The sequence below is a fragment of the Nostoc sp. genome, assembly GCF_036917755.1.
Lineage (GTDB): Bacteria > Cyanobacteriota > Cyanobacteriia > Cyanobacteriales > Nostocaceae > Nostoc.
This window is the reverse complement of record NZ_JBALFC010000016.1, coordinates 1-18,422: the sequence shown is the minus strand read 5'-3', so window position 1 is coordinate 18,422 and position 18,422 is coordinate 1. Positions and strand designations below refer to the sequence as shown.

12 protein-coding genes are annotated in these 18,422 nt (G+C 42.2%); 1 reads left to right on the top strand and 11 read right to left on the bottom strand.

Features of this window, described 5'->3' with window-relative positions; genetic code table 11:
• Positions 1 to 130: 130 nt before the first annotated feature.
• The 11 genes from V7L05_RS05485 to ppsA all read right to left on the bottom strand — a co-directional run bounded on the left by V7L05_RS05485 (position 131) and on the right by ppsA (position 16,916).
• The gene (locus V7L05_RS05485; RefSeq protein ID WP_335162542.1) at positions 131 to 865 is read right to left on the bottom strand and encodes a peptidylprolyl isomerase; all 735 of its coding nucleotides are present in this window, start codon (positions 863 to 865) and stop codon (positions 131 to 133) included.
• A 108-nt stretch (positions 866 to 973) separates the two neighbouring features.
• Positions 974 to 2,497, bottom strand: coding sequence for an HlyD family efflux transporter periplasmic adaptor subunit (locus V7L05_RS05480; RefSeq protein WP_335162540.1), 1,524 nt, complete (start codon positions 2,495 to 2,497; stop codon positions 974 to 976).
• 221 nt (positions 2,498 to 2,718) lie between these two features.
• Entirely contained in the window at positions 2,719 to 5,448 is a 2,730-nt protein-coding gene (locus tag V7L05_RS05475; RefSeq protein ID WP_335162538.1) for a peptidase domain-containing ABC transporter, read from the bottom strand.
• The gene (locus tag V7L05_RS05470; protein ID WP_335162536.1) at positions 5,342 to 6,121 is read right to left on the bottom strand and encodes a helix-turn-helix domain-containing protein; all 780 of its coding nucleotides are present in this window, start codon (positions 6,119 to 6,121) and stop codon (positions 5,342 to 5,344) included. Before V7L05_RS05470 ends, V7L05_RS05475 begins: the two co-directional genes overlap by 107 nt.
• Before the next feature lie 1,281 nt (positions 6,122 to 7,402).
• Positions 7,403 to 8,566: a hybrid sensor histidine kinase/response regulator gene (locus V7L05_RS05465; RefSeq protein WP_335162534.1), complete on the bottom strand. Its 1,164-nt coding sequence runs from the start codon at positions 8,564 to 8,566 to the stop codon at positions 7,403 to 7,405.
• Between the two features lie 12 nt (positions 8,567 to 8,578).
• Positions 8,579 to 8,995, bottom strand: a complete 417-nt coding sequence (locus V7L05_RS05460) for a response regulator (RefSeq protein ID WP_335162532.1) — start codon at positions 8,993 to 8,995, stop codon at positions 8,579 to 8,581.
• Entirely contained in the window at positions 8,973 to 11,276 is a 2,304-nt protein-coding gene (locus tag V7L05_RS05455; RefSeq protein ID WP_335162531.1) for an ATP-binding protein, read from the bottom strand. The genes V7L05_RS05460 and V7L05_RS05455 overlap by 23 nt, the downstream gene beginning before the upstream one ends.
• Positions 11,277 to 11,794: 518 nt before the next feature.
• On the bottom strand, positions 11,795 to 13,363 hold the full coding sequence (locus V7L05_RS05450; RefSeq protein WP_335162529.1) for a dolichyl-phosphate-mannose--protein mannosyltransferase: 1,569 nt from the start codon (positions 13,361 to 13,363) through the stop codon (positions 11,795 to 11,797).
• Between the two features lie 265 nt (positions 13,364 to 13,628).
• Positions 13,629 to 13,988: a XisI protein gene (locus V7L05_RS05445; RefSeq protein ID WP_335162527.1), complete on the bottom strand. Its 360-nt coding sequence runs from the start codon at positions 13,986 to 13,988 to the stop codon at positions 13,629 to 13,631.
• Positions 13,958 to 14,395: an element excision factor XisH family protein gene (locus V7L05_RS05440; RefSeq protein ID WP_335162525.1), complete on the bottom strand. Its 438-nt coding sequence runs from the start codon at positions 14,393 to 14,395 to the stop codon at positions 13,958 to 13,960. The genes V7L05_RS05445 and V7L05_RS05440 overlap by 31 nt, the downstream gene beginning before the upstream one ends.
• A gap of 19 nt (positions 14,396 to 14,414) precedes the next feature.
• Positions 14,415 to 16,916, bottom strand: coding sequence for a phosphoenolpyruvate synthase (gene ppsA / locus V7L05_RS05435; RefSeq protein ID WP_335162523.1), 2,502 nt, complete (start codon positions 16,914 to 16,916; stop codon positions 14,415 to 14,417).
• Positions 16,917 to 17,313: 397 nt separating this feature from the next.
• On the opposite strand from ppsA, the gene V7L05_RS05430 reads away from it, so the two are divergent.
• Complete coding sequence (locus V7L05_RS05430) at positions 17,314 to 18,096, top strand: Uma2 family endonuclease (RefSeq protein WP_335162521.1); 783 nt, start codon at positions 17,314 to 17,316, stop codon at positions 18,094 to 18,096.
• Positions 18,097 to 18,422 lie beyond the last annotated feature (326 nt).

The following is an 18,422-nucleotide window of genomic DNA, read 5'->3' as shown; positions in this document are numbered from 1 at the left end:
TTGGGTAAAGCGAGGGTGAGGTTTTGATTTGTGGGTTGTAGATTCAATTGGGATAGGGAATTTTCGACTTGTGTGTACACGGTAGCCTCGCTTGCGGGGAGGGGTTCAGTACCTACTCAAGCGAGAACCGCTATAACTGCTTAACAACATCAACTTTAGAAATCTGTTCCTTTAGCCATTCAGAAAACAAATTTGAAGCAATTTTTTGGTATAGGGCATTATCCAATTCCCCTTGAATAATCTCCTCTACCAAAATCAGATATACTCCCGAAGATGTCACTATAGGTTTGAGAAGTTGGAGAGGCTTGGCAGCAAAGACAGCAGCAGAAATTTCCGGCTTTAGCTCTTGGCGACGCACTATCCCCCGATATCCCCCTTTGCGACGTAATTCCGTATCCTGGATGTATTTGTGAGCAACATCATAAAAACTCATTTCACCTTGCTTAATTGCATAAAAGAGTTCTATCGCCAAGTCTTCATCATCCAGAAAAACCTCATACATGACCACACCGGCATAATCTAGCTGGTGTTGCAAGAAATAGGGTTCAACTTTATCTGCAAACAAATGAGCGGCTAACTTCCCAGAAATGACGGTGGTATAGACAATTTCTTCATAATCATCTATGGAAAGACTATGTTTTTCCAACCACGCCCAGGTATCATCAGCACTATTGAGTTTGTTGATTAACCGGATTTGGTCTGCTGCTATCTGAAGTTCCTCTGTCTCTACTTTGATCCCCAGCTGAACTGCGACATTTTCAATAACCTTGCGGGTAACAATCCCCTCAACAAACTCAGGAATTTTACAAGATAGCTTGACTTCAGAAAGAATATCTTCGTTGGTAATAGTGATAGTTTGTAACATGATGTTTTTCCTTAGTAGATAGACGACATTAAATGTTTTTCGCCCAGAGGGGAGCTTTTCGCCCGGTTAGGGGGTTAGGTTTAGGAATATATAACGCGATCGCTCGCGCTATAATTTCACACCGCCCTGCTGCAACTGCTTAAATGGATCAAGCAGAAAATCAATAATCCGACGCTGGCGCACAATTATCTCTGCCGTTGCCGTATCTCCAGGATGCAAGGCAATACATTTATTAGCCGAGCGAATACAATTTTCTTTTAGGGCAATATCTAAGTTATAAACTGCCACTTTTCCATTAGGGGTATCTATCTCGGTAGTAGTAGGAGAAATCTTAATTAATTCACCTGATATAACTCCATAATCCTGAAAAGGATAAGCATCAAATTTGATTTTGACTGGTAATCCCGTCCGTAAAGAGCCACTTTCTGTAGTTGCGATTTGTGCCCGAATTATTAAAGGCGAACCTTGGGGTGAAATCTCTGCAATCATAGTTCCTGGCTGCACTACAGACCCAGCCCGTTGTATCGGTAACTGAAATACTTTACCATTCACAGTGGCTCTTAACTTTCGTTGTCCCAACTGAAATTTTAACGAGACAATCTGACTCTTATTTTGAGCAATTTCTGCCTGAAGCGTAGTAATTTCTGTCTCCAAATTCTTTTGTTGTTCTTCAATTTGTAGCCCAGCCAGTTTACCAGAACGAATTAAAGTCTGATAACTCCTTTGTTGTTCTTTAAGTCGCAACTGTGCCTGTTCAATATCTGCATTTGCTTGCCGAATAGTCCGCTCATAACTACTCTGTTGTTCTACCAAACGTAGTTTAGCCTGCTGAATATCTGATTTATTTTGTTCATATAACTGTTGCTTTTCTTTAGCTATGTCTTGCTTCTCCACAACATAAGTTTCTGAAATAACGCCTGACTGCCAAAGACTGCGATAGCGTTTGACTTCTCGTTCGCTACTCACCAAAATACTGTTTATTAACTTATTAGCAGTTTGACTATGCTCAAGAGTCTGCCGTGCTTGATTGACTTGAGCCAATTTTTCGTCTTTTTGTAAATCATAGGAATTCTTAAGAGCATTCAGATTCTGTTGTGCTTGATCAACTTGAGACTGCTTTTCTAACTGTTGAGATTGATTTTGTTGCTGTTGAGTTGTCAAAGATACAACTAACTGACTTTTAGATGAATTTAACTGAGAAAGTCGATTTAATTGTCCCTCTAACTTATCCTGTGCCTGCCCTAATTCCGCCTTAACTAATTCCGATTCCAACACCAATAAAGTCTGCCCAGCTTTAACTGAATCACCTTCCTTTACCCGAATTTCAGCAACAGTACCTGCCACAGCAGCATCCAGCCTAACCGTCTTTCCCTTTGGCTCAAGCCGCCCTCTTGCCGTCCCCGTTTCATCCACCTTAGATAGCATCGCCCAAGGTAAAATGATCGACACAAACACCACTAAAAAATATAGCAATCCCCTTGTCCAAACTTGGGGCAAGCTATCAAGTAAATCCTTGGTCACGTAAGCCCAATCATCAGTTGATTTAGCTGGTGTTTGCTCCCTTAAAATTTCCTCACCCGGTTCTACCTCATAGATTTGGGTTTGAACCTTTCCATTCAATATGTTTGGCATGGTTTTTCCTGATATGAATTTGGGATTTTGGGATTTTGAGAGTGGGAGAGAAGAAACATTGGTGTCAACTTAAGCTAAAACCCTTTCAAACCTCGTTGCGGTTCTGCCGCAAGTCAAGAGGCGGCAGCCCTCTAATTAGGCATTCCCAGTCTCCGACTGGGAACGAGACAACCGTATTGAGAATAGGGAGACAACGAAAGCTTCCTCTTTGTCCTTTTCTTTCACCCTGCAACATCTAACTGTTGATGATTGAGATAAAAATAATGTCCTCGCTTCGCCATCAACTCTTGGTGAGTCCCACTCTCAATCAAAATGCCGCGATCTAGCACCAAAATTAAATCTGCATTCCGCACAGTTGAAAGGCGATGGGCGATTATTAAGGTGGTTCTGCCCTGAAGAATTGTGTTTAAATTCGTCTGAATAATCCTTTCTGACTCTGCATCCAGATGGGAAGTCGCCTCATCCAAAATCAACAGCTTGGGATTGCCTAACAACGCCTTAGCGATCGCAATTCTTTGTCGTTGTCCTCCAGATAACATCCCCCCTCCTTCACCAATCTGGCTTTCATAACCCATAGGCAACTTTTTAATAAACTCATCAGCACCCGCCAATCGCGCCGCCTCAATAATCTCTGCTAAAGTCGCCCCAGGATGTGCCAAGCTAATATTTTCCCGAATTGTTCCGCCAAACAAAAAGGTATCTTGGTCAACTACTCCAACCTGCTCGCGTAGAGAACGCAACGAAAGACTGGTAATATCTTGCCCATCAATCAAAACGTTGCCATCTGTGGGGGGATATAACCCCAAAACCAGCTTAGAAATCGTGGTCTTCCCTGAACCACTGCGTCCCACCAGGGCAACCATTTGCCCGCTATGTACTTCAAAACTGAGATTTTGTAAAACATTGATATCGCTTTCTGGGTGATAGCGAAACGTCACATTATCAAACCGAATGTTACCTTGAATGGGTGGTAAAGATTGCCGCGCTTGGTGCTGCAAATCCTCTTCTGGTTCCGCATCCAAGACATCATTAATACGTTCCACCGCAATCACCACTTCTTGCAATTGATTCCACAAAACTATTAATCGTTGGAAAGGTGCAATAATAGTTGCCAGCAACATATTAAATGCTACCAATTGCCCAATGGTTAGTTGGTTGTGAATCACTTGGTACGCCCCAAACCACAGCAAGAGGGTAGTTGCCACTGCTTCAATTGTGTTGCTGAATATTTGCAGGCGATTGCTGATAATTTGCCCGGAAAAGTTAGTTTTTATTTCTTTACTTAATAACTCTTCCCAATGCCAACGCACCGTCTGTTCCACGGCTGTAGATTTAACCGTTCGCACACCAGAAAGGGCTTCAATCAGATAGCTACTTTCCTTCGTAACGGCATTAAATATTTCTCTAGAAATCTTTTGTAAAAAAGGTGTGGCAATCAATGCCAGCAGGAAAAAAGGCGGTATAATCACCAACACCAGCAACGCCATTTTCCAGCTGTACCAAAACATCAATCCTAAATAGATAAAGACAGTGAGTAAATCCAGCAGGATGGACAATGCTTCACCGGAGAGGAAACGTTGAATTTTGCGGTTTTCCTGTACACGAGAGATAATATCCCCCACATAACGGGACTCAAAGTAACTCAAGGGTAGCCGCAGGGTATGGCGAATAAATCCGACAATCAGTGCTAAATCGAGCTTATTCGCCGTGTGGTCTAACAGATATTGCCGCAACCCTGTCATCGCCACACGGAATAAACTAAAAATCAGTAATCCTAAGCCCACCGCCGTTAAGGTGAGTTCCGATCGCTGCACAACCACTCGGTCTAAAATTAACTGCGTGAATAAGGGGGTAACAAGTCCAAATATCTGGATAAATAAGGAAGCGACAAACACTTCCAGAATTACCAAAGAGTGAGGCTTCATCAACTCAAAGAATTGCCAAAAGGGGGTAGAAGTCTCTTTGGTGTCTTTGAGCATGGCTGTCGGTTGCAGCAGCAATGTGTAACCAGTCCAGTTGGCTTTAAATTCGGCGTGGCTGAGGGTGCGTTGACCAATATTAGGATCTGCCACAATCACCTGTTTAGGAGTGATTTTATAGACAACGATGTAGTGGTTTCCCTCCCAGTGGGCGATCGCCGGTAACTTTTGCTTCGCCAATTGGTCAAGACTCGCTTTCACAGGTCGCGTGCTAAAGCCAATGCCTTCCGCCGCCGCCGATAACCCCCGCAGTGACGAGCCATTGCGGTCAATATTGGCCATATCCCGCAGGCGATTTACACTAAAGTTTTTCCCCCAATACCGAGACACCATCACTAAACAAGCTGCACCGCAATCCGATCCACTCTGTTGTGCAAAAAACGGATAGCGCCGAATCACACGCTGTAATAAATGCCCGACTCGCTGCGTGGAGTTGGGAAAATAGGCTTTACTAATCTTTTTCTGGCGTGATTCTACTACTGGCGTTGGCAAAATCTTCGTTTCATCCAGCCGTTTGAAGTCAGATGGCAGTAGTGGGGCGTTATCTAAGTCCACTTGTTGGGGATTACGAGACAGTGCCTTAGCCCACAAATGCTCCCGAATTTCGGGGTATTTACCCATTAGTGGCCACAACACCTCACCCGGAACAAAGCACAGTTGCAAGTTGACTGAAGCTCTAGCTGCATAAGGTCTAAAGTCACCCTCCTTAAACAAGGTAAATTCCCCAAATGAGTCTCCCGTCTCCAAGGTGGCGATTAACTCATCGGCGCTATCTAGCAACCTGACTTTACCAGCGATCGCAATATAGATTCCTGGTTGAGCATCAGTTCCTTGCCAGAACTTGCCGACTTTCGGGTTGATAAATTTAACTTGTTGAAGACAGTATTGAAATTCCTCTGTCGAAAGAGAATAACCCAGAGTATTGTTGAACTGTTGCAGAGTAACCAACTGAGCGGATATATCTTGCGCCATAAACGTCTACATCTTTTCCTAATTTCGCCAAGTTAATAAGTAACAATTCAGAATTATCGGGAATAGTTGTCGATTTCAGATCGCTAATCAAAATTTTGGAACCTTGAAGCTGTTCAGTGTTGTTTTGTTGAGCAAGACTGGGTTTTGGTAATGTGGATAATCCCATCTGTTTAAGCAGTCGCTTGATATGGCGATCGCTCACCTCAATTCCAAATTCTTTTACCAGATGTTTCCCCAGCCAGTTTGCTGTCCAACGCCGAAAACCATAGCCATGATCGCGGGGACTACTCCTAATCAGTTCTTTCAAACGTTCTAAATACTCGTCATTTACTGCCTTCGGGCGACCAATAGGGGAATCTTGCCATTGGTGCGCCATCCCCGTCCGGGCTATATGCATCCAATGCCGTGCTGTTGCTGGACAACACCCCAATATTTGACAAATTTCCGTTTGAGTTTTTCCCTCATCTGCCAACAACATGATTTCAATCCGATGTCGGTAAGATTCAGGTAAACTTTTTTTCAAACTTCCTAACAGTAGTTTTCTCTGAAATGATGTTAAATACTTACTGTTAATCACGGCTGCATATTTTGATTCAATTTTCGTGGAGTAGTCGGACATATACGTAGAATTGACTAGTTTTTTAGACATCCGAATGCCTTCTATTTGATGCATAATTTGGCACTGCTCTCTAATCAAAGTAGAAATAAGTAGAGATATGCAAAAGCTAATTTTTACTTGTAGCTGTAGTCGATAACCTTGTTATAAAAAACATCTCACATTTTGTTTTTTATTGAATGCCAAGGAATTGAATTTTAACAAATCAACGTGATGTGCAACTCATTCTTTAAACCCCGCTTCCAAAGCTCTCTCCCACAGGGAGAGAGCTTTGGATTTTTACTCCCCAACCCTTTTAGGGAAGGGGTTGGGGGTTAGTTTGAGAGAAAGTTGCACATCGCGTAAATGATGTTTTCTACAGTCAGGTTTTGTATATTGCTTTTGGAGGTACAGATTAGAATACAATTCCTATTTATAAATTACGTAAATACTCGCTAAAAATTAATAAAGTTTTTGTAAAGATAATTTTCTAGTGAACAGAGAAAAAAGAGTAATAGCAGAATCACCGTTACCACGGATGAAACGGCGCAGTAAAACAGATGTATATTTAGTTTTATAAAAAGGTTGGAATGACCGATTTATAAGCTGTTTGCTGATTTTACGTTTCATCACATAGGTTGATTTTTTAACGCCGACTTGCTTGACACTTAAAATTTTGTCAAACATGGGGGTGTAAAACACAATTTTGGGGTTAGTGATGCCTACGCTCATGTTTAACAAGAGAGGCAGGAGGAATACTGCCCTCTGCTTCCTGCCGTGACCAGAGAGAGCAAGGGTTTAAGTCAAGAACACCAAAATCTCCGATTTGGTTGACTGCAATTAGATAAGGTTGAAGCCGAGTCTTTATTCCAGCCTCCTACCTCCTGTCTTCTTCACAAGTATCGTTCATACTTCCTCTCAAAAGCCAGTAAGAAGTTTAATATTATACTTAATCTTAAAAAAAAAATCAAGTGTAAATACTAATTATGGAAGAAGAAGTCAGAGTTCAGGAGCAGAGCCGGAGATGCTCTGCGGCTTGGCTCCTGAATTCTGTTTTGATTTCTACAAGCCGCACACTCGTGACTTTTAGTCATGAGTTAGGCGCTTCATATTTCACGCTCATTTGTGTTAAAACCAATTAGCCGCCGTCGGTGCTAGGGAGGCTTTAAACGCCTGTGGAGAATTCATAAGACCTGGATTACTCCAGGCGGAGATCGTTGAAGCTTTCCATCGCGTGACTTTTAGTCATGTGAGGTTCAAAAAGTAATCTTGTCTTAACTTGTCACGAATGGGGCACAATATATTATTGTGCCCCGACAATGAAGCGTATTCTAAGTATGTGAAAATTGCTGTCAGAGCTTAAATTCTGATCAAAGGGAGGGTGACAGTAAATGTAGTGCCTACTCCAACTTGACTATTCACTACAATTTCGCCGCCGTGTGCTTCGGCAGACTTTTTGGCGATCGCTAGCCCCAAGCCGGTACCAGGAATGCTTCCCACATTCTGCGCACGTTGGAAAGGCTGAAACAATCGCTTTTGGTCTTCTTTAGGAATGCCAATTCCCCAATCTTGAATTCGGAAAATTACTGTTTTTTCCTGACCAATTAATTCAAAGCGCACTACGCCATCTGGTAGTGAATATTTAATAGCATTGGTAAGTAAATTGCACAAAATGTGCCGCAGCAAGCTTTTATCCCATAGTGCTTCGCCTAATTGCCCAAAACTGGCGAACACCAAAGTCAGATGTTTCTCGTTTGCCATTAATCGAACTTCTTCGACCAGTTGGCGGCAAAAAGCCTCTAAATCTAAGGAGAGGAGTTGACACCGCAGTCTACCAGAATCAGCTTTACCAATGAATGAAACTTCATCTAATAGCTGCCCCATGTTTTTGATCGATGAGCGAATTATTTGCAAATGATTCAGTTTTTTCTCTTTGGTCAATTTTTCGTCGTAGTTTTGTAGCAATCCAGCAGCCAAGAGAATAGTATTTAGGGGGTTGCGGATGTCATGGGAGAACATCGAGACAAATTCAGATTTGAACTGGTTGAGTTCATTGGCTTTCAGCAGTTCAGCAGTTCGTTCTTCAACCCGAATTTGTAACGTTTCATTGACCGTGCGTAATGATTCTAAAAGCTGCTTGCGCTCGATCGCATAACGCAGGGAGCGAACCAACACATCTGGATTTACCTGGCGCTTGATTAGATAATCTTGTGCGCCCTGCCGCACTGCCTCAATTGCCAGTTCTTCGTCATTTGTATTGGTTAGGACAACAATCGGTATGCTTGGGGCTTGACCAATCAGAGAAGGTAGAGATGACAATCCATCGCTGTCAGGTAGAGTTAAATCTAACAAAATAACATCATAATTACACTCAGTTAGTTCCTCAAGTCCTTCCCCCAATCGCTTCACATGAACCAGAGTAAAATCTTGGAACTGGGCTTGCGTCAAAAACTCTTGTAACAACCTAGCATAAGCTAGGTTATCCTCAATTAACAAGATTTTTACTGAGTAGTTCACAACCATAATCTTCGGGTTTTACTCTAATGGCAGCGTCACAGTAGAAAGCCAAAATTCTTCTATACTCTTGACCATTTGGAATAACTGATTCAGGTTGCGGGATTTAGTGATATAGCAATTCACATGCAAATTGTAGCTCTCAATAATGTCATCCTCATTTTTTGAGGTTGTTAACACCACGACTGGAATACGTTTTAGTACTGGGTCAGTTTTAATTTCCGCCAGCACTTCTCTACCATCTTTCTTGGGCAAATTCAAATCTAGGAGGATAAGGTCAGGGCGCGATGCATTAGCATATTCCCCTTCTTTGCGTAAATAAGCCATAGCATCTATGCCATCCCTGACTGTGACAACTTTGTGTGGCACTGAACTATTTTTCAATGCTTCTTGAATTAAGCGAATGTCGGCTTTATTATCCTCGATCAAAAAAATCATTTTGTGTTTTTCTCCCTTTTCTCCGCTCAAGTTCACGTCCTCCAACTGGAATCGTAAAGTAGAAGGTTGCGCCTTCACCATGTTTTGACTCTACCCAGATCCGCCCCCGGTGGCATTCAACAATCTTCTTACAGATGGCTAAACCCATACCTGTACCGATATATTCATCCCGTGTATGTAGGCGCTGAAAGATCACGAAAATGCGATCGCTAAATTGTGGGTCAATACCAATACCATTATCCCCAACTGAGAACAGCCAAGCATCTTCTATCCTTTGTGCCCCCACATGGATTTGTGGCGGCTGTTCACTGTGGAACTTAAGGGCGTTACCGATGAGGTTTTGGAATAGCTGCATCAGTTGCGTGCTGTCCGCCATCACCGTTGGTAAGGTGTCGTGGGTGATCGTCGCCCCAGTTTCATGAATGCGTTGACGCAAATTGCCCAACGCCCGATCTAATGGTATTTTTACCTCGGTCATTTGAAATGCGATCGCCTGCATATCCACTTTCGAGTATGCCAGCACGTCATCAATTAATGTCTGCATCAAGCTAACTCCCTCCACAGCATAGCCGATAAACTCCTGGGCTTGTTCGTCAAGTTGTTCTCGATAGCGCATCTCTAACAGCTGCACGTAATTCACAACTTGATTAAGAGGTTCTTGCAAATCATGGGAGGCGACGTAGGCAAACTTTTTCAGGTCTGCGTTAGAACGTTCTAAATCCTGCGCTAACTGGGCAAGTTCATCGGCTTGACGCAGCACAATATTGACAATTGCTTTCCGCAGTTCCAATGCTGCTTTAACTTCTATATCTTTCCAAGGTAAAGATGTTAAGTGAACCGTTTCTTTCCACAGTTCAAATGATTTGCGTGGACATAAACTGACATTTCCTTCTGACTGGCTAACTTCAAACGCCTGATTAGGATCGCCACCCCAATTTACAGTTTGAATTACTTCCGGTCGAAACCATAAAACATAATTACGCTTGGCGATGGGAATAGCTAATAAACCGCTAGCGACGTTTTTAAAACTTTCGGCATCTGGATAAATCTGCGGCAAAGAATTTGTATGGAATACTTCTTCCTCAACGTTATTCTTCAGCCATTGAAGTAAAAAATTCAGGTCTTCTTCTTTAGGCGTTTCACCAACTAATGTGCAATTTCCTCCAAAACACACGGCTGCACCTTGAGCGTTAGCCAAATCTAAAAGATTTTGGGGGTTTTTAACTAAACCATCAATAAAGTTTTCGTCTTCAGACATATATTCAATTAGTCTTGATTGAATATATGTCATATTTATCTGGCGATCGTGGTCTTCTGTCTCTTCTCTAGCTGAGATTTCAGCAAATATTAATCGCCCCAAAAATTCGCAAGCTTTACGCAATTCGTAAGAAATATATTTGGGGGACTGATGATGACAAGCAATTAGCCCCCAGAGTTTTTGGTCTTTAATTAAAGAGATAGTAAGCGTTGCACCAACACCCATATTATGCAAGTACTCCATATGACAGGGAGCAGCACTTCTGAGAATAGAGTTGGTTAAATCAATCGGGCGATCGCTAATTGGATTATTGACAGGAAAAACTTTTACTGGCTCACAAGAAGAATCCGGGATGATTCTAATCGAATTGACAGCGAATAATTTTTTTGCTGGTTTGGGAATATCTGACTCTGGGTAATGCAGTCCTAAGTATGGTTCTAGGGTTTCTAGTTTTTCTTCAGCGACAACAGAACCATGTCCATCATCATCAAATTTATATAGCATTACCCTGTCAAATTCCGTTATTTTCCTAACTTCTTGAACGATAACTTGACAAAACTCCCGGAGATTTGATGTTTTTTTTAGTTGATTTATGGAAGCTTGAGCTAGATGATAAAAGCTTAAAAATGGAATAGTTTCCTGAGTAATAGCAGGTTCTAATTCCAGAATTAAAAATCCCTCTGGATTGCGGTGAAATACTGCATCAAATACTATGTATTCATCATCTTTTTTTCGCACCCAAACTCTGGTGGAATTAATGAAATCAAGATTTGCCCCGGATAGCCCTGTTTTAATTCTCTCTATTTGGAATGGGTCGAGTAAATCTTCTAGTTTTTGTTGTAATATAGTTTCGGCAGTGATTCCGAAAATATTTAACGCATTGGTGCTAACTTGTAATATTTTTAGCTCAGGCTCCTCCAAGACTAACAGGACACCATGAGGCTGAATTTGACTAGAAAGATGAATCGATGCCTCTTTTAAGCTAATTAAATTAATACCTGGCAATTCTAAGTTCATTTTCATGATGATCCTTCTCTATTGTTCAGGAACATCAAAACTAGGTATCTATAATAACGGAGAATGATAAATGTAAAAAGTTTTATAATTTCTCATTCATTATTTTTAGTTAATATCTAATTTCACCATGCCCTGGTGTTGCGTTTTGCAGCTTTAATATTATCTGCTAGCGCTTTGAACAGTCTAACAGTAATTAAAGCTACATGGTAATAAGAAATGTGAAACCGATGTATTACAGCAGAATTCAGAATTAAGGAGTCAGAATTCAGAATTAAGGAGTCAGAATTCAGAAGTAAAACAGGCTTTATACCTGGCTTTGAGACTTGGCTTGTATACTTCACCAATCTGAAATCTGCTGTAAGTAAATATATATGTAGGTATGTTAAGTTGAGAAATTAGTTAGGGATTCGGGGTTAAAAATTAGGAGTTAGGAGAGACGCGATTAATCGCGTCTGTACAGGAGTCGGGAGTTATTATTCTTCCAATGCCCAATGCCCAATTCCCAGTGCCCACTTCCCTTTTAATTAAATCCAAGAGTTGAACCACATTCGCAGCTTATAACCGTTAGGGGAGAGAGGTAAACCCAAATAAATGGGCATCCAGAAGATAAAAGCAACCAGAATGATAAAAGTGATAGTGACACCTAGCGCCCGTAATTGTTGATAATAACTGCGAAGACACTGATCAACAAACCAAGCGATCGCTAAAAATACAAACACCACTGCACACATATAATGGTAAATAAAAGCGCACCTCGTCACCTCTACCCAAGGTAATAGGTTAGCAACATAATTGATTACTAAATACAAGGCAATCCAAATATCAACACTAAGAGTAGCAGGTACAGAAAAACGCTTTTCCTTCACCCAATGAATTACGACTTGCGACAGCAGCATCCCGACTAAAAACAACATGGCAGCAATACCAAACCACCACAAAAATGGATTGCCCATTGCATGGACATCATAAACAACTTGCCCAGCACCAGCAGGTAAAGGTGGCCCCATCACAGGTAAGCGTTCGGTGATACTTTCAGCCGTTTGATAATAATATGCCATTGGCCGAGTCATCAACGGCCATTTGTACCAGGCAGCACAGTAAGGATGCACATTAGGACTATTGCCACCTAAATGTAAGTGAAACTTCAAAATTTGCTGATGTACTGCAATAAATCCATAGGTTTTATCTAGTTGAAGGTGGGGAATCCAGATAATGCTGTAGATAAAAGCTGGGATAATTCCTAGATAAAACAGCATCTGAAAAATATTTAGCTGAGTTAAGTTTTGTAGTGGCGTTTGAGATGAGGGGGATGAGGGGGATGAGGGAGAATAAGTATTAACTTCTGCCTCCTGCCTCCTGAATTCTGAATTCTGACTCCTGAATTCTGCCTCCTGACTTCTGACTTCTGCCTCCTTCAATGAGGGGGATGTAAAAAAGAGTTTTGGGTTAGGAAAAGAATGTATCAAATGAATTACCCAAGCGGCTATCCAAGTGAGATAAGCACCTGATAGAAACCATAAACCATTCCACTTAGTACCAACTGACGCACCAAAAGTAATGCCAGCAAAAACTAACCAAAAAGAACGCCGCCGATTTTGGTTATCTAATGCCAATAATAAAAACCAGTGTCCTAACAAACCAAAAATGACGATATAAATATTACTTAAAGCATAGCGAGACTCAACTAGAAAGATGCCATCACAAGCTGTGAACAAACCTGCAAGTAGTGCAAAGCTACGGCGATAACTCAATTGATAAGCGATCGCAGCCACAACTAAAGGGATAAATGAGCCGGTGAGGGCATTTAACCACCGATAAGTCCAAGGCGATCGCATTGAACCTGTCAGCCCATTTACCGTATCGTGCCAAAAAGGAATATGACTACCAATCCAAATGCCGATACCAATAATATATTGACTTAGCGGCGGATGAGCATTAAAAAATGGCGTATGCGTGAGATAATTATTACCGAATTTAGCAAAGTAAACTTCATCAAATACCAGAGTGTTGAATCGCTCCAGTCCCCAAAACCGTAAGGCAAGTGAGAGAATAAATACACTCACCATACCAATTTGAAACCACTTTTTATTCATTAGTTATTTGTCATTTGTCATTTATTATTGGGCATGGGGCATTGGGCATGGGGCATTGGGCATTGGGCATAGGGCATTGGTGATAGCGGTTATCGTCCCTTGTGAGGTACAAGAACCCCACCCCCAACCCCCTCCCCGCTCTTCGAGAGGGGGCTATGATGTACTTTATATGATTAGGAAAGGCTATATTTATCCCTCATCCCCCTCATCCCCCTCATCTCCCTCATCTCCCTCATCTCCCCCACTCCCCACTCCCCACTCCCTACTATGCGATCGCAAATTCTGAATTTTCTCTCAGTTCCTCAGACCGAAATCCCAATACAATCCGATCCTTCGCCACACCAGCCCTAACTAGTTCCATTGCAATCCCTTCTTCAGTGCCATCACGTTGAATCCAAATTTTGCCATCAATAATATCAATGTGAATTAGACAGCCGTGAACGCGGCGTGTTGCAGTCACAGAAAGTTCAGGCACTGGTTCTCGACCAAGAATCATCACCAAATATCGATCCTGTTCTTTATCAAAAATAGTTTCATGCTGAATATTACTGTAAGAGTAAGGAATTTTCGTGTGTTCAGTAAGAATACTACAAATTATCTGTCTGTATTGTTCCAGAGTATCCATCGGACTATAACCTCCCGCTTTGGATTGAAAACGATGAGAGGAATTTTGTAATCTTCCAATATAAGTTTACCAAGGGGTTCTTCCTCAAAAATGTCAGTAAAAATATCCTCATGAACAGCAATATACAAAACCCTATCTGGATAATTGCGGGACATTATAGCAAGGTAAGTAAAGTACTGACCAATTGCCTGTTCGAGGTCTGCCACTTCTGAGTCACCACGGAAGGTCTTGATTTCAACAGCAATTTTCTGCGTTCCTTTTTCTGCTATGAGTAACTTTTCGGCTGCCAAATCCACATAAAGATCCTTTTTTCCCCACTTTAAATGAAAGGGATCATCAGTAACAGTCCAGCCATCTTTAATTAGGGCATTCTTCAAGTTCTCGTGGTAGCGGTCTTTAGCTGGCATACATTACTCAAATTACGAATTACGAATTACTACCCTCGACTTTTGCCACTTCTAGCATCGTCTTTAAAACTGAATCTGGATTCAGACTAATCGAGTCAATTCCTTGTTCAACCAAAAACTGAGCAAATTCTGGGTAATCGCTGGGCGCTTGTCCACAAATGCCGATTTTGCGATCGCATCTTTTCGCCACTTCTATGGCCATTTTCACCATTCGCTTTACACCCTCACTGCGTTCATCAAATAACCGCGCCACCAACGCCGAATCCCTATCTATCCCCAATGTCAACTGAGTTAGATCATTGGAACCAATTGAGAAACCATCAAATACCTCAGCAAACTCTTCAGCCATAATTACATTATTCGGTAACTCGCACATCACATAAACCTGCAAGTCGTTAACACCTTGCTTTAAACCATTTTTTGCCATCTCTGCCAAAACTAAACGCCCTTCATCGGGAGTGCGACAAAAGGGAATCATCGGAATCACATTCGTCAAACCCATTTCTTCCCGTACCCGCTTGATGGCATGACATTCTAGGGCAAAAGCTTCTCTGTAACCTTGATCGTAATAACGTGCCGCCCCTCGCCAACCCAGCATTGGGTTTTCTTCATGGGGTTCAAACTGTCGCCCACCTAACAAATTAGCATATTCATTACTTTTGAAATCTGACATTCGGACAATTACTGGTTTGGGATAAAATGCCGCCGCAATTCTACCTATGCCTTGGGCTAATTTATCTACAAAATATTGGGGTTTATCGTCGTAAAGTGCAGTAATCTCAGCAATTTTAGCTTTCACAAATTCATCTTTTAACAAGTCATAGTGAATCAATGCCATTGGATGAATTTGGATTTGGGTAGCAATGATAAATTCTGTTCGCGCTAAACCGACGCCATCGTTGGGAATTGCTGATAAACTTAATGCTTCTTGGGGATTACCCACATTCATTAAAATTTGAGTGCGAGTACGGGGTAAGTTCTCTAAAGGAACTTCTTGAACTTCAAAAGGTAATAAGCCTGCATAAACTTTTCCTTCTTCCCCTTCAGCGCAAGAAATTGTTACCTCTTGACCAGGTTTCAATATTTCCGTAGCATTGCCACATCCCACGATCGCAGGTACACCTAATTCTCGTGCAATGATTGCTGCATGGCATGTTCTGCCCCCAGAGTTAGTGACAATTGCACTGGCGCGTTTCATAATTGGTTCCCAATCGGGGTCAGTTCTCTCTGTCACCAAAACTTCCCCGGACTTGAACTGTCCGAGTTTCTGAACATCTAAAATTAGGCGTGCTTTTCCTTGACTAATTGCTTCTCCAATCGCCCGCCCGGTAACAAGGGGGAGTGGGGAGTGGGGAGTCGGGAGTGGGGATTGGGAAGATTTTTCTCCAGTTCCTAGTCCCCAGTTTCCAGTTTCCAATAACAACCGATAACTCCGCAATATATTTCCTGTCCTCTGCGACTGGACGGTTTCGGGACGCGCTTGCACAATAAAAAGTTGGTTAGTAATCCCGTCTTTTGCCCACTCAATATCCATTGGGGTGTAAATGCCGTGGACTTGGGAATAATGGTCTTCAATTAAACACGCCCAAGTTGCTAATTGTAAAATCTCTTGATCACTCAGGGCAAATTTACCTCTTTCGCTGGCTGAAACAGCCACATTTTTGGTAAATTTAGAGCCATCATCATAAATCATTTTCAGTTCTTTACTGCCCAATTTTTTATCGATAATTGGGCGGAAACCTGCTTTTAAAGTCGGTTTAAAAACATAATATTCATCGGGATTTACAGACCCTTGCACAACGTTTTCACCTAAACCGTAGGCGGCTGTAATTAGTGCCGCATCCTTAAAACCGGTTTCTGTGTCAATGGAGAACATCACCCCAGAAGTTGCTAAGTCAGAGCGCACCATTTTTTGCACGCCAACGGCAAGAGCAATGCTAAAATGGTCAAATCCCTTGGTGTGGCGATAAGAAATGGCGCGATCGGTAAATAGGGAAGCAAAGCATTTATGACAAGCTGCTAAAACTCCTTCGGCACCGACAACGTTAAGATAAGTTTCCTGCTGTCCGGCAAAACTAGCATCGGGTAAGTCTTCAGCAGTGGCGCTAGAACGGACTGCCACATCTGTCTCTGCGTTGTATCGTTCACAAAGACTATGGTAGGCTTTAGCGATCGCCTCTCGCAATTCTAAAGAAAATGGGGTGTGGATTAATAGCGATCGCGCTTTTTTCCCTCGTTCTCGTAAATTTTTGACATCTTCAACATCCAAGTCTGCAAAGAGTTGGCGTAACTTTGCTTCTAAACCTGCTGATTGGATAAAATAACGATAAGCATAAGCAGTGGTGGCAAATCCGCCGGGAACGTTAATGCCTTTGGGCGTTAGCTGTTGAATCATTTCCCCCAGTGAGGCATTTTTACCACCAACTACAGGGATATCAGCAATACCAACTTCATCAAACCAGAGAATGAGCGATCGCTCTTTGGCAGATTGAGATAAAGTGCTTGTAGATACTGTAGTCATCTGTATTACCTCTTGAGTTGATGTTCAGTCTCTGAGTACGTAATCGCTAGTACCGCAAGGCGTAATTCGTAATTCGTAATTCATAATTACGTTTTAGCAAAGCTTTCAGACATTACAAATGGGTGGCTTATTTACGCCGTGCTGTACTAGTATATTTTTCCCTTGTTTAATTTTAGTGTTTGTAGCAACTGTATTGGAGAGTAAGCTAAACGTAGCTAAATTTAAACAAAAACCTCAAAGAGTCCTGACTTTAATCCCTCTCCTTACTAAGGAGAGGGACAGGTTTTGCGTAGCAGAACCAGGGTGAGGTTTCTTGAGGCTACCGCCCACAACGCTATAATTAAAGCCAAGCAAGTCTTGTGTCAACTGGATAACTACCGCCCAGGAAACCGATTCTATGTCACCGGAAATTACCACCGAAGTAATCAATCCTACAACCGATATTCTGGATTGGCAACCCCCCATGCCACCCACAGATTTAATCTTTGATGACGGAGAACCTTTGGAAACTAACCGCCACCGCGTCGCCATGAATCTGTTGATTCGTTCTCTTAAGCATCACTGGGCAGAACGCACCAACTTTTTCACAGGTGGTAATATGTTTGTCTACTACAGTAGCAAGCAAGCCCGCAATCAAGATTTTCGAGGGCCAGATTTTTTTGTAGTGCTGGATGTCGATAGCAATCCAACGCGGTTAGGCTGGGTGGTATGGGAAGAAGAGGGACGCTACCCCGATGTGATTGTTGAGTTGTTGTCCGACTCCACAAAAGCAGTAGATTTGGGAGCAAAGAAGCACTTATACGAACAGGTGTTTAAGACAAAAGATTATTTTGTGTTTCATCCGTTGCAGCCCAATTCTTTGCAGGGATGGCACTTAAATACAGATATAGGCTATCAAATATTGTCCCCAAATCCTCAAGGTTGGTTATGGTGTCAGACGTTGGGGCTATGGTTGGGTACTTGGCAAGGCAAAGTGGAAGATGACCCTGCTATCTGGTTACGGTTTTATGACGAAGCAGGCAATGTGGTGTTATTGCCAGAGGAAGGAGAACGATATCGCGCCGATGCCGAACGACAACGCGCCGATGCCGAACGACAACGCGCCGATGCTGAAGGACAACGCGCCGAGCGATTGGCACAGCGATTGCGAGACTTGGGAGAAGATCCAGATCAATTGTAACCAAGATCACGACATTCCTAAGAAATAAGAATTAAATAAGATAGAATTTATGTCCCTGGTTTACCTCACCCTCAATCCCTCTCCGATATATTGGAGAGGGAAGCTAGATACAGAATGAAGTTTTGCATTTTATTTAATCCACGTTCCTAAGAAACATCACGACATGTCTCATGAACATCACGACATGTCTCATGAACATCACGACATCTCTCATGAACATCACGACATCTCTAATAGACCTCTTGCAAAAGTCACTCAGGAAGATTTGATTTTGGGGAGAAAAAGCTCGTAATTGTAGAGAGCAGCAATCAGATTAAACCGCAAAC

What these genes read in the sequence shown, in the direction of transcription:
- V7L05_RS05465 (WP_335162534.1), bottom strand. Translation starts at nt 8,566, where the DNA reads ATGGTTGTGAACTACTCAGTAAAAATCTTGTTAATTGAGGATAACCTA.
- V7L05_RS05455 (WP_335162531.1), bottom strand. Translation starts at nt 11,276, where the DNA reads ATGAAAATGAACTTAGAATTGCCAGGTATTAATTTAATTAGCTTAAAA.
- V7L05_RS05445 (WP_335162527.1), bottom strand. Translation starts at nt 13,988, where the DNA reads ATGGATACTCTGGAACAATACAGACAGATAATTTGTAGTATTCTTACT.
- V7L05_RS05485 (WP_335162542.1), bottom strand. Translation starts at nt 865, where the DNA reads ATGTTACAAACTATCACTATTACCAACGAAGATATTCTTTCTGAAGTC.
- V7L05_RS05430 (WP_335162521.1), top strand. Translation starts at nt 17,314, where the DNA reads ATGTCACCGGAAATTACCACCGAAGTAATCAATCCTACAACCGATATT.
- V7L05_RS05440 (WP_335162525.1), bottom strand. Translation starts at nt 14,395, where the DNA reads ATGCCAGCTAAAGACCGCTACCACGAGAACTTGAAGAATGCCCTAATT.
- V7L05_RS05460 (WP_335162532.1), bottom strand. Translation starts at nt 8,995, where the DNA reads ATGATTTTTTTGATCGAGGATAATAAAGCCGACATTCGCTTAATTCAA.
- V7L05_RS05470 (WP_335162536.1), bottom strand. Translation starts at nt 6,121, where the DNA reads ATGCATCAAATAGAAGGCATTCGGATGTCTAAAAAACTAGTCAATTCT.
- ppsA (WP_335162523.1), bottom strand. Translation starts at nt 16,916, where the DNA reads ATGACTACAGTATCTACAAGCACTTTATCTCAATCTGCCAAAGAGCGA.
- V7L05_RS05480 (WP_335162540.1), bottom strand. Translation starts at nt 2,497, where the DNA reads ATGCCAAACATATTGAATGGAAAGGTTCAAACCCAAATCTATGAGGTA.
- V7L05_RS05450 (WP_335162529.1), bottom strand. Translation starts at nt 13,363, where the DNA reads ATGAATAAAAAGTGGTTTCAAATTGGTATGGTGAGTGTATTTATTCTC.
- V7L05_RS05475 (WP_335162538.1), bottom strand. Translation starts at nt 5,448, where the DNA reads ATGGCGCAAGATATATCCGCTCAGTTGGTTACTCTGCAACAGTTCAAC.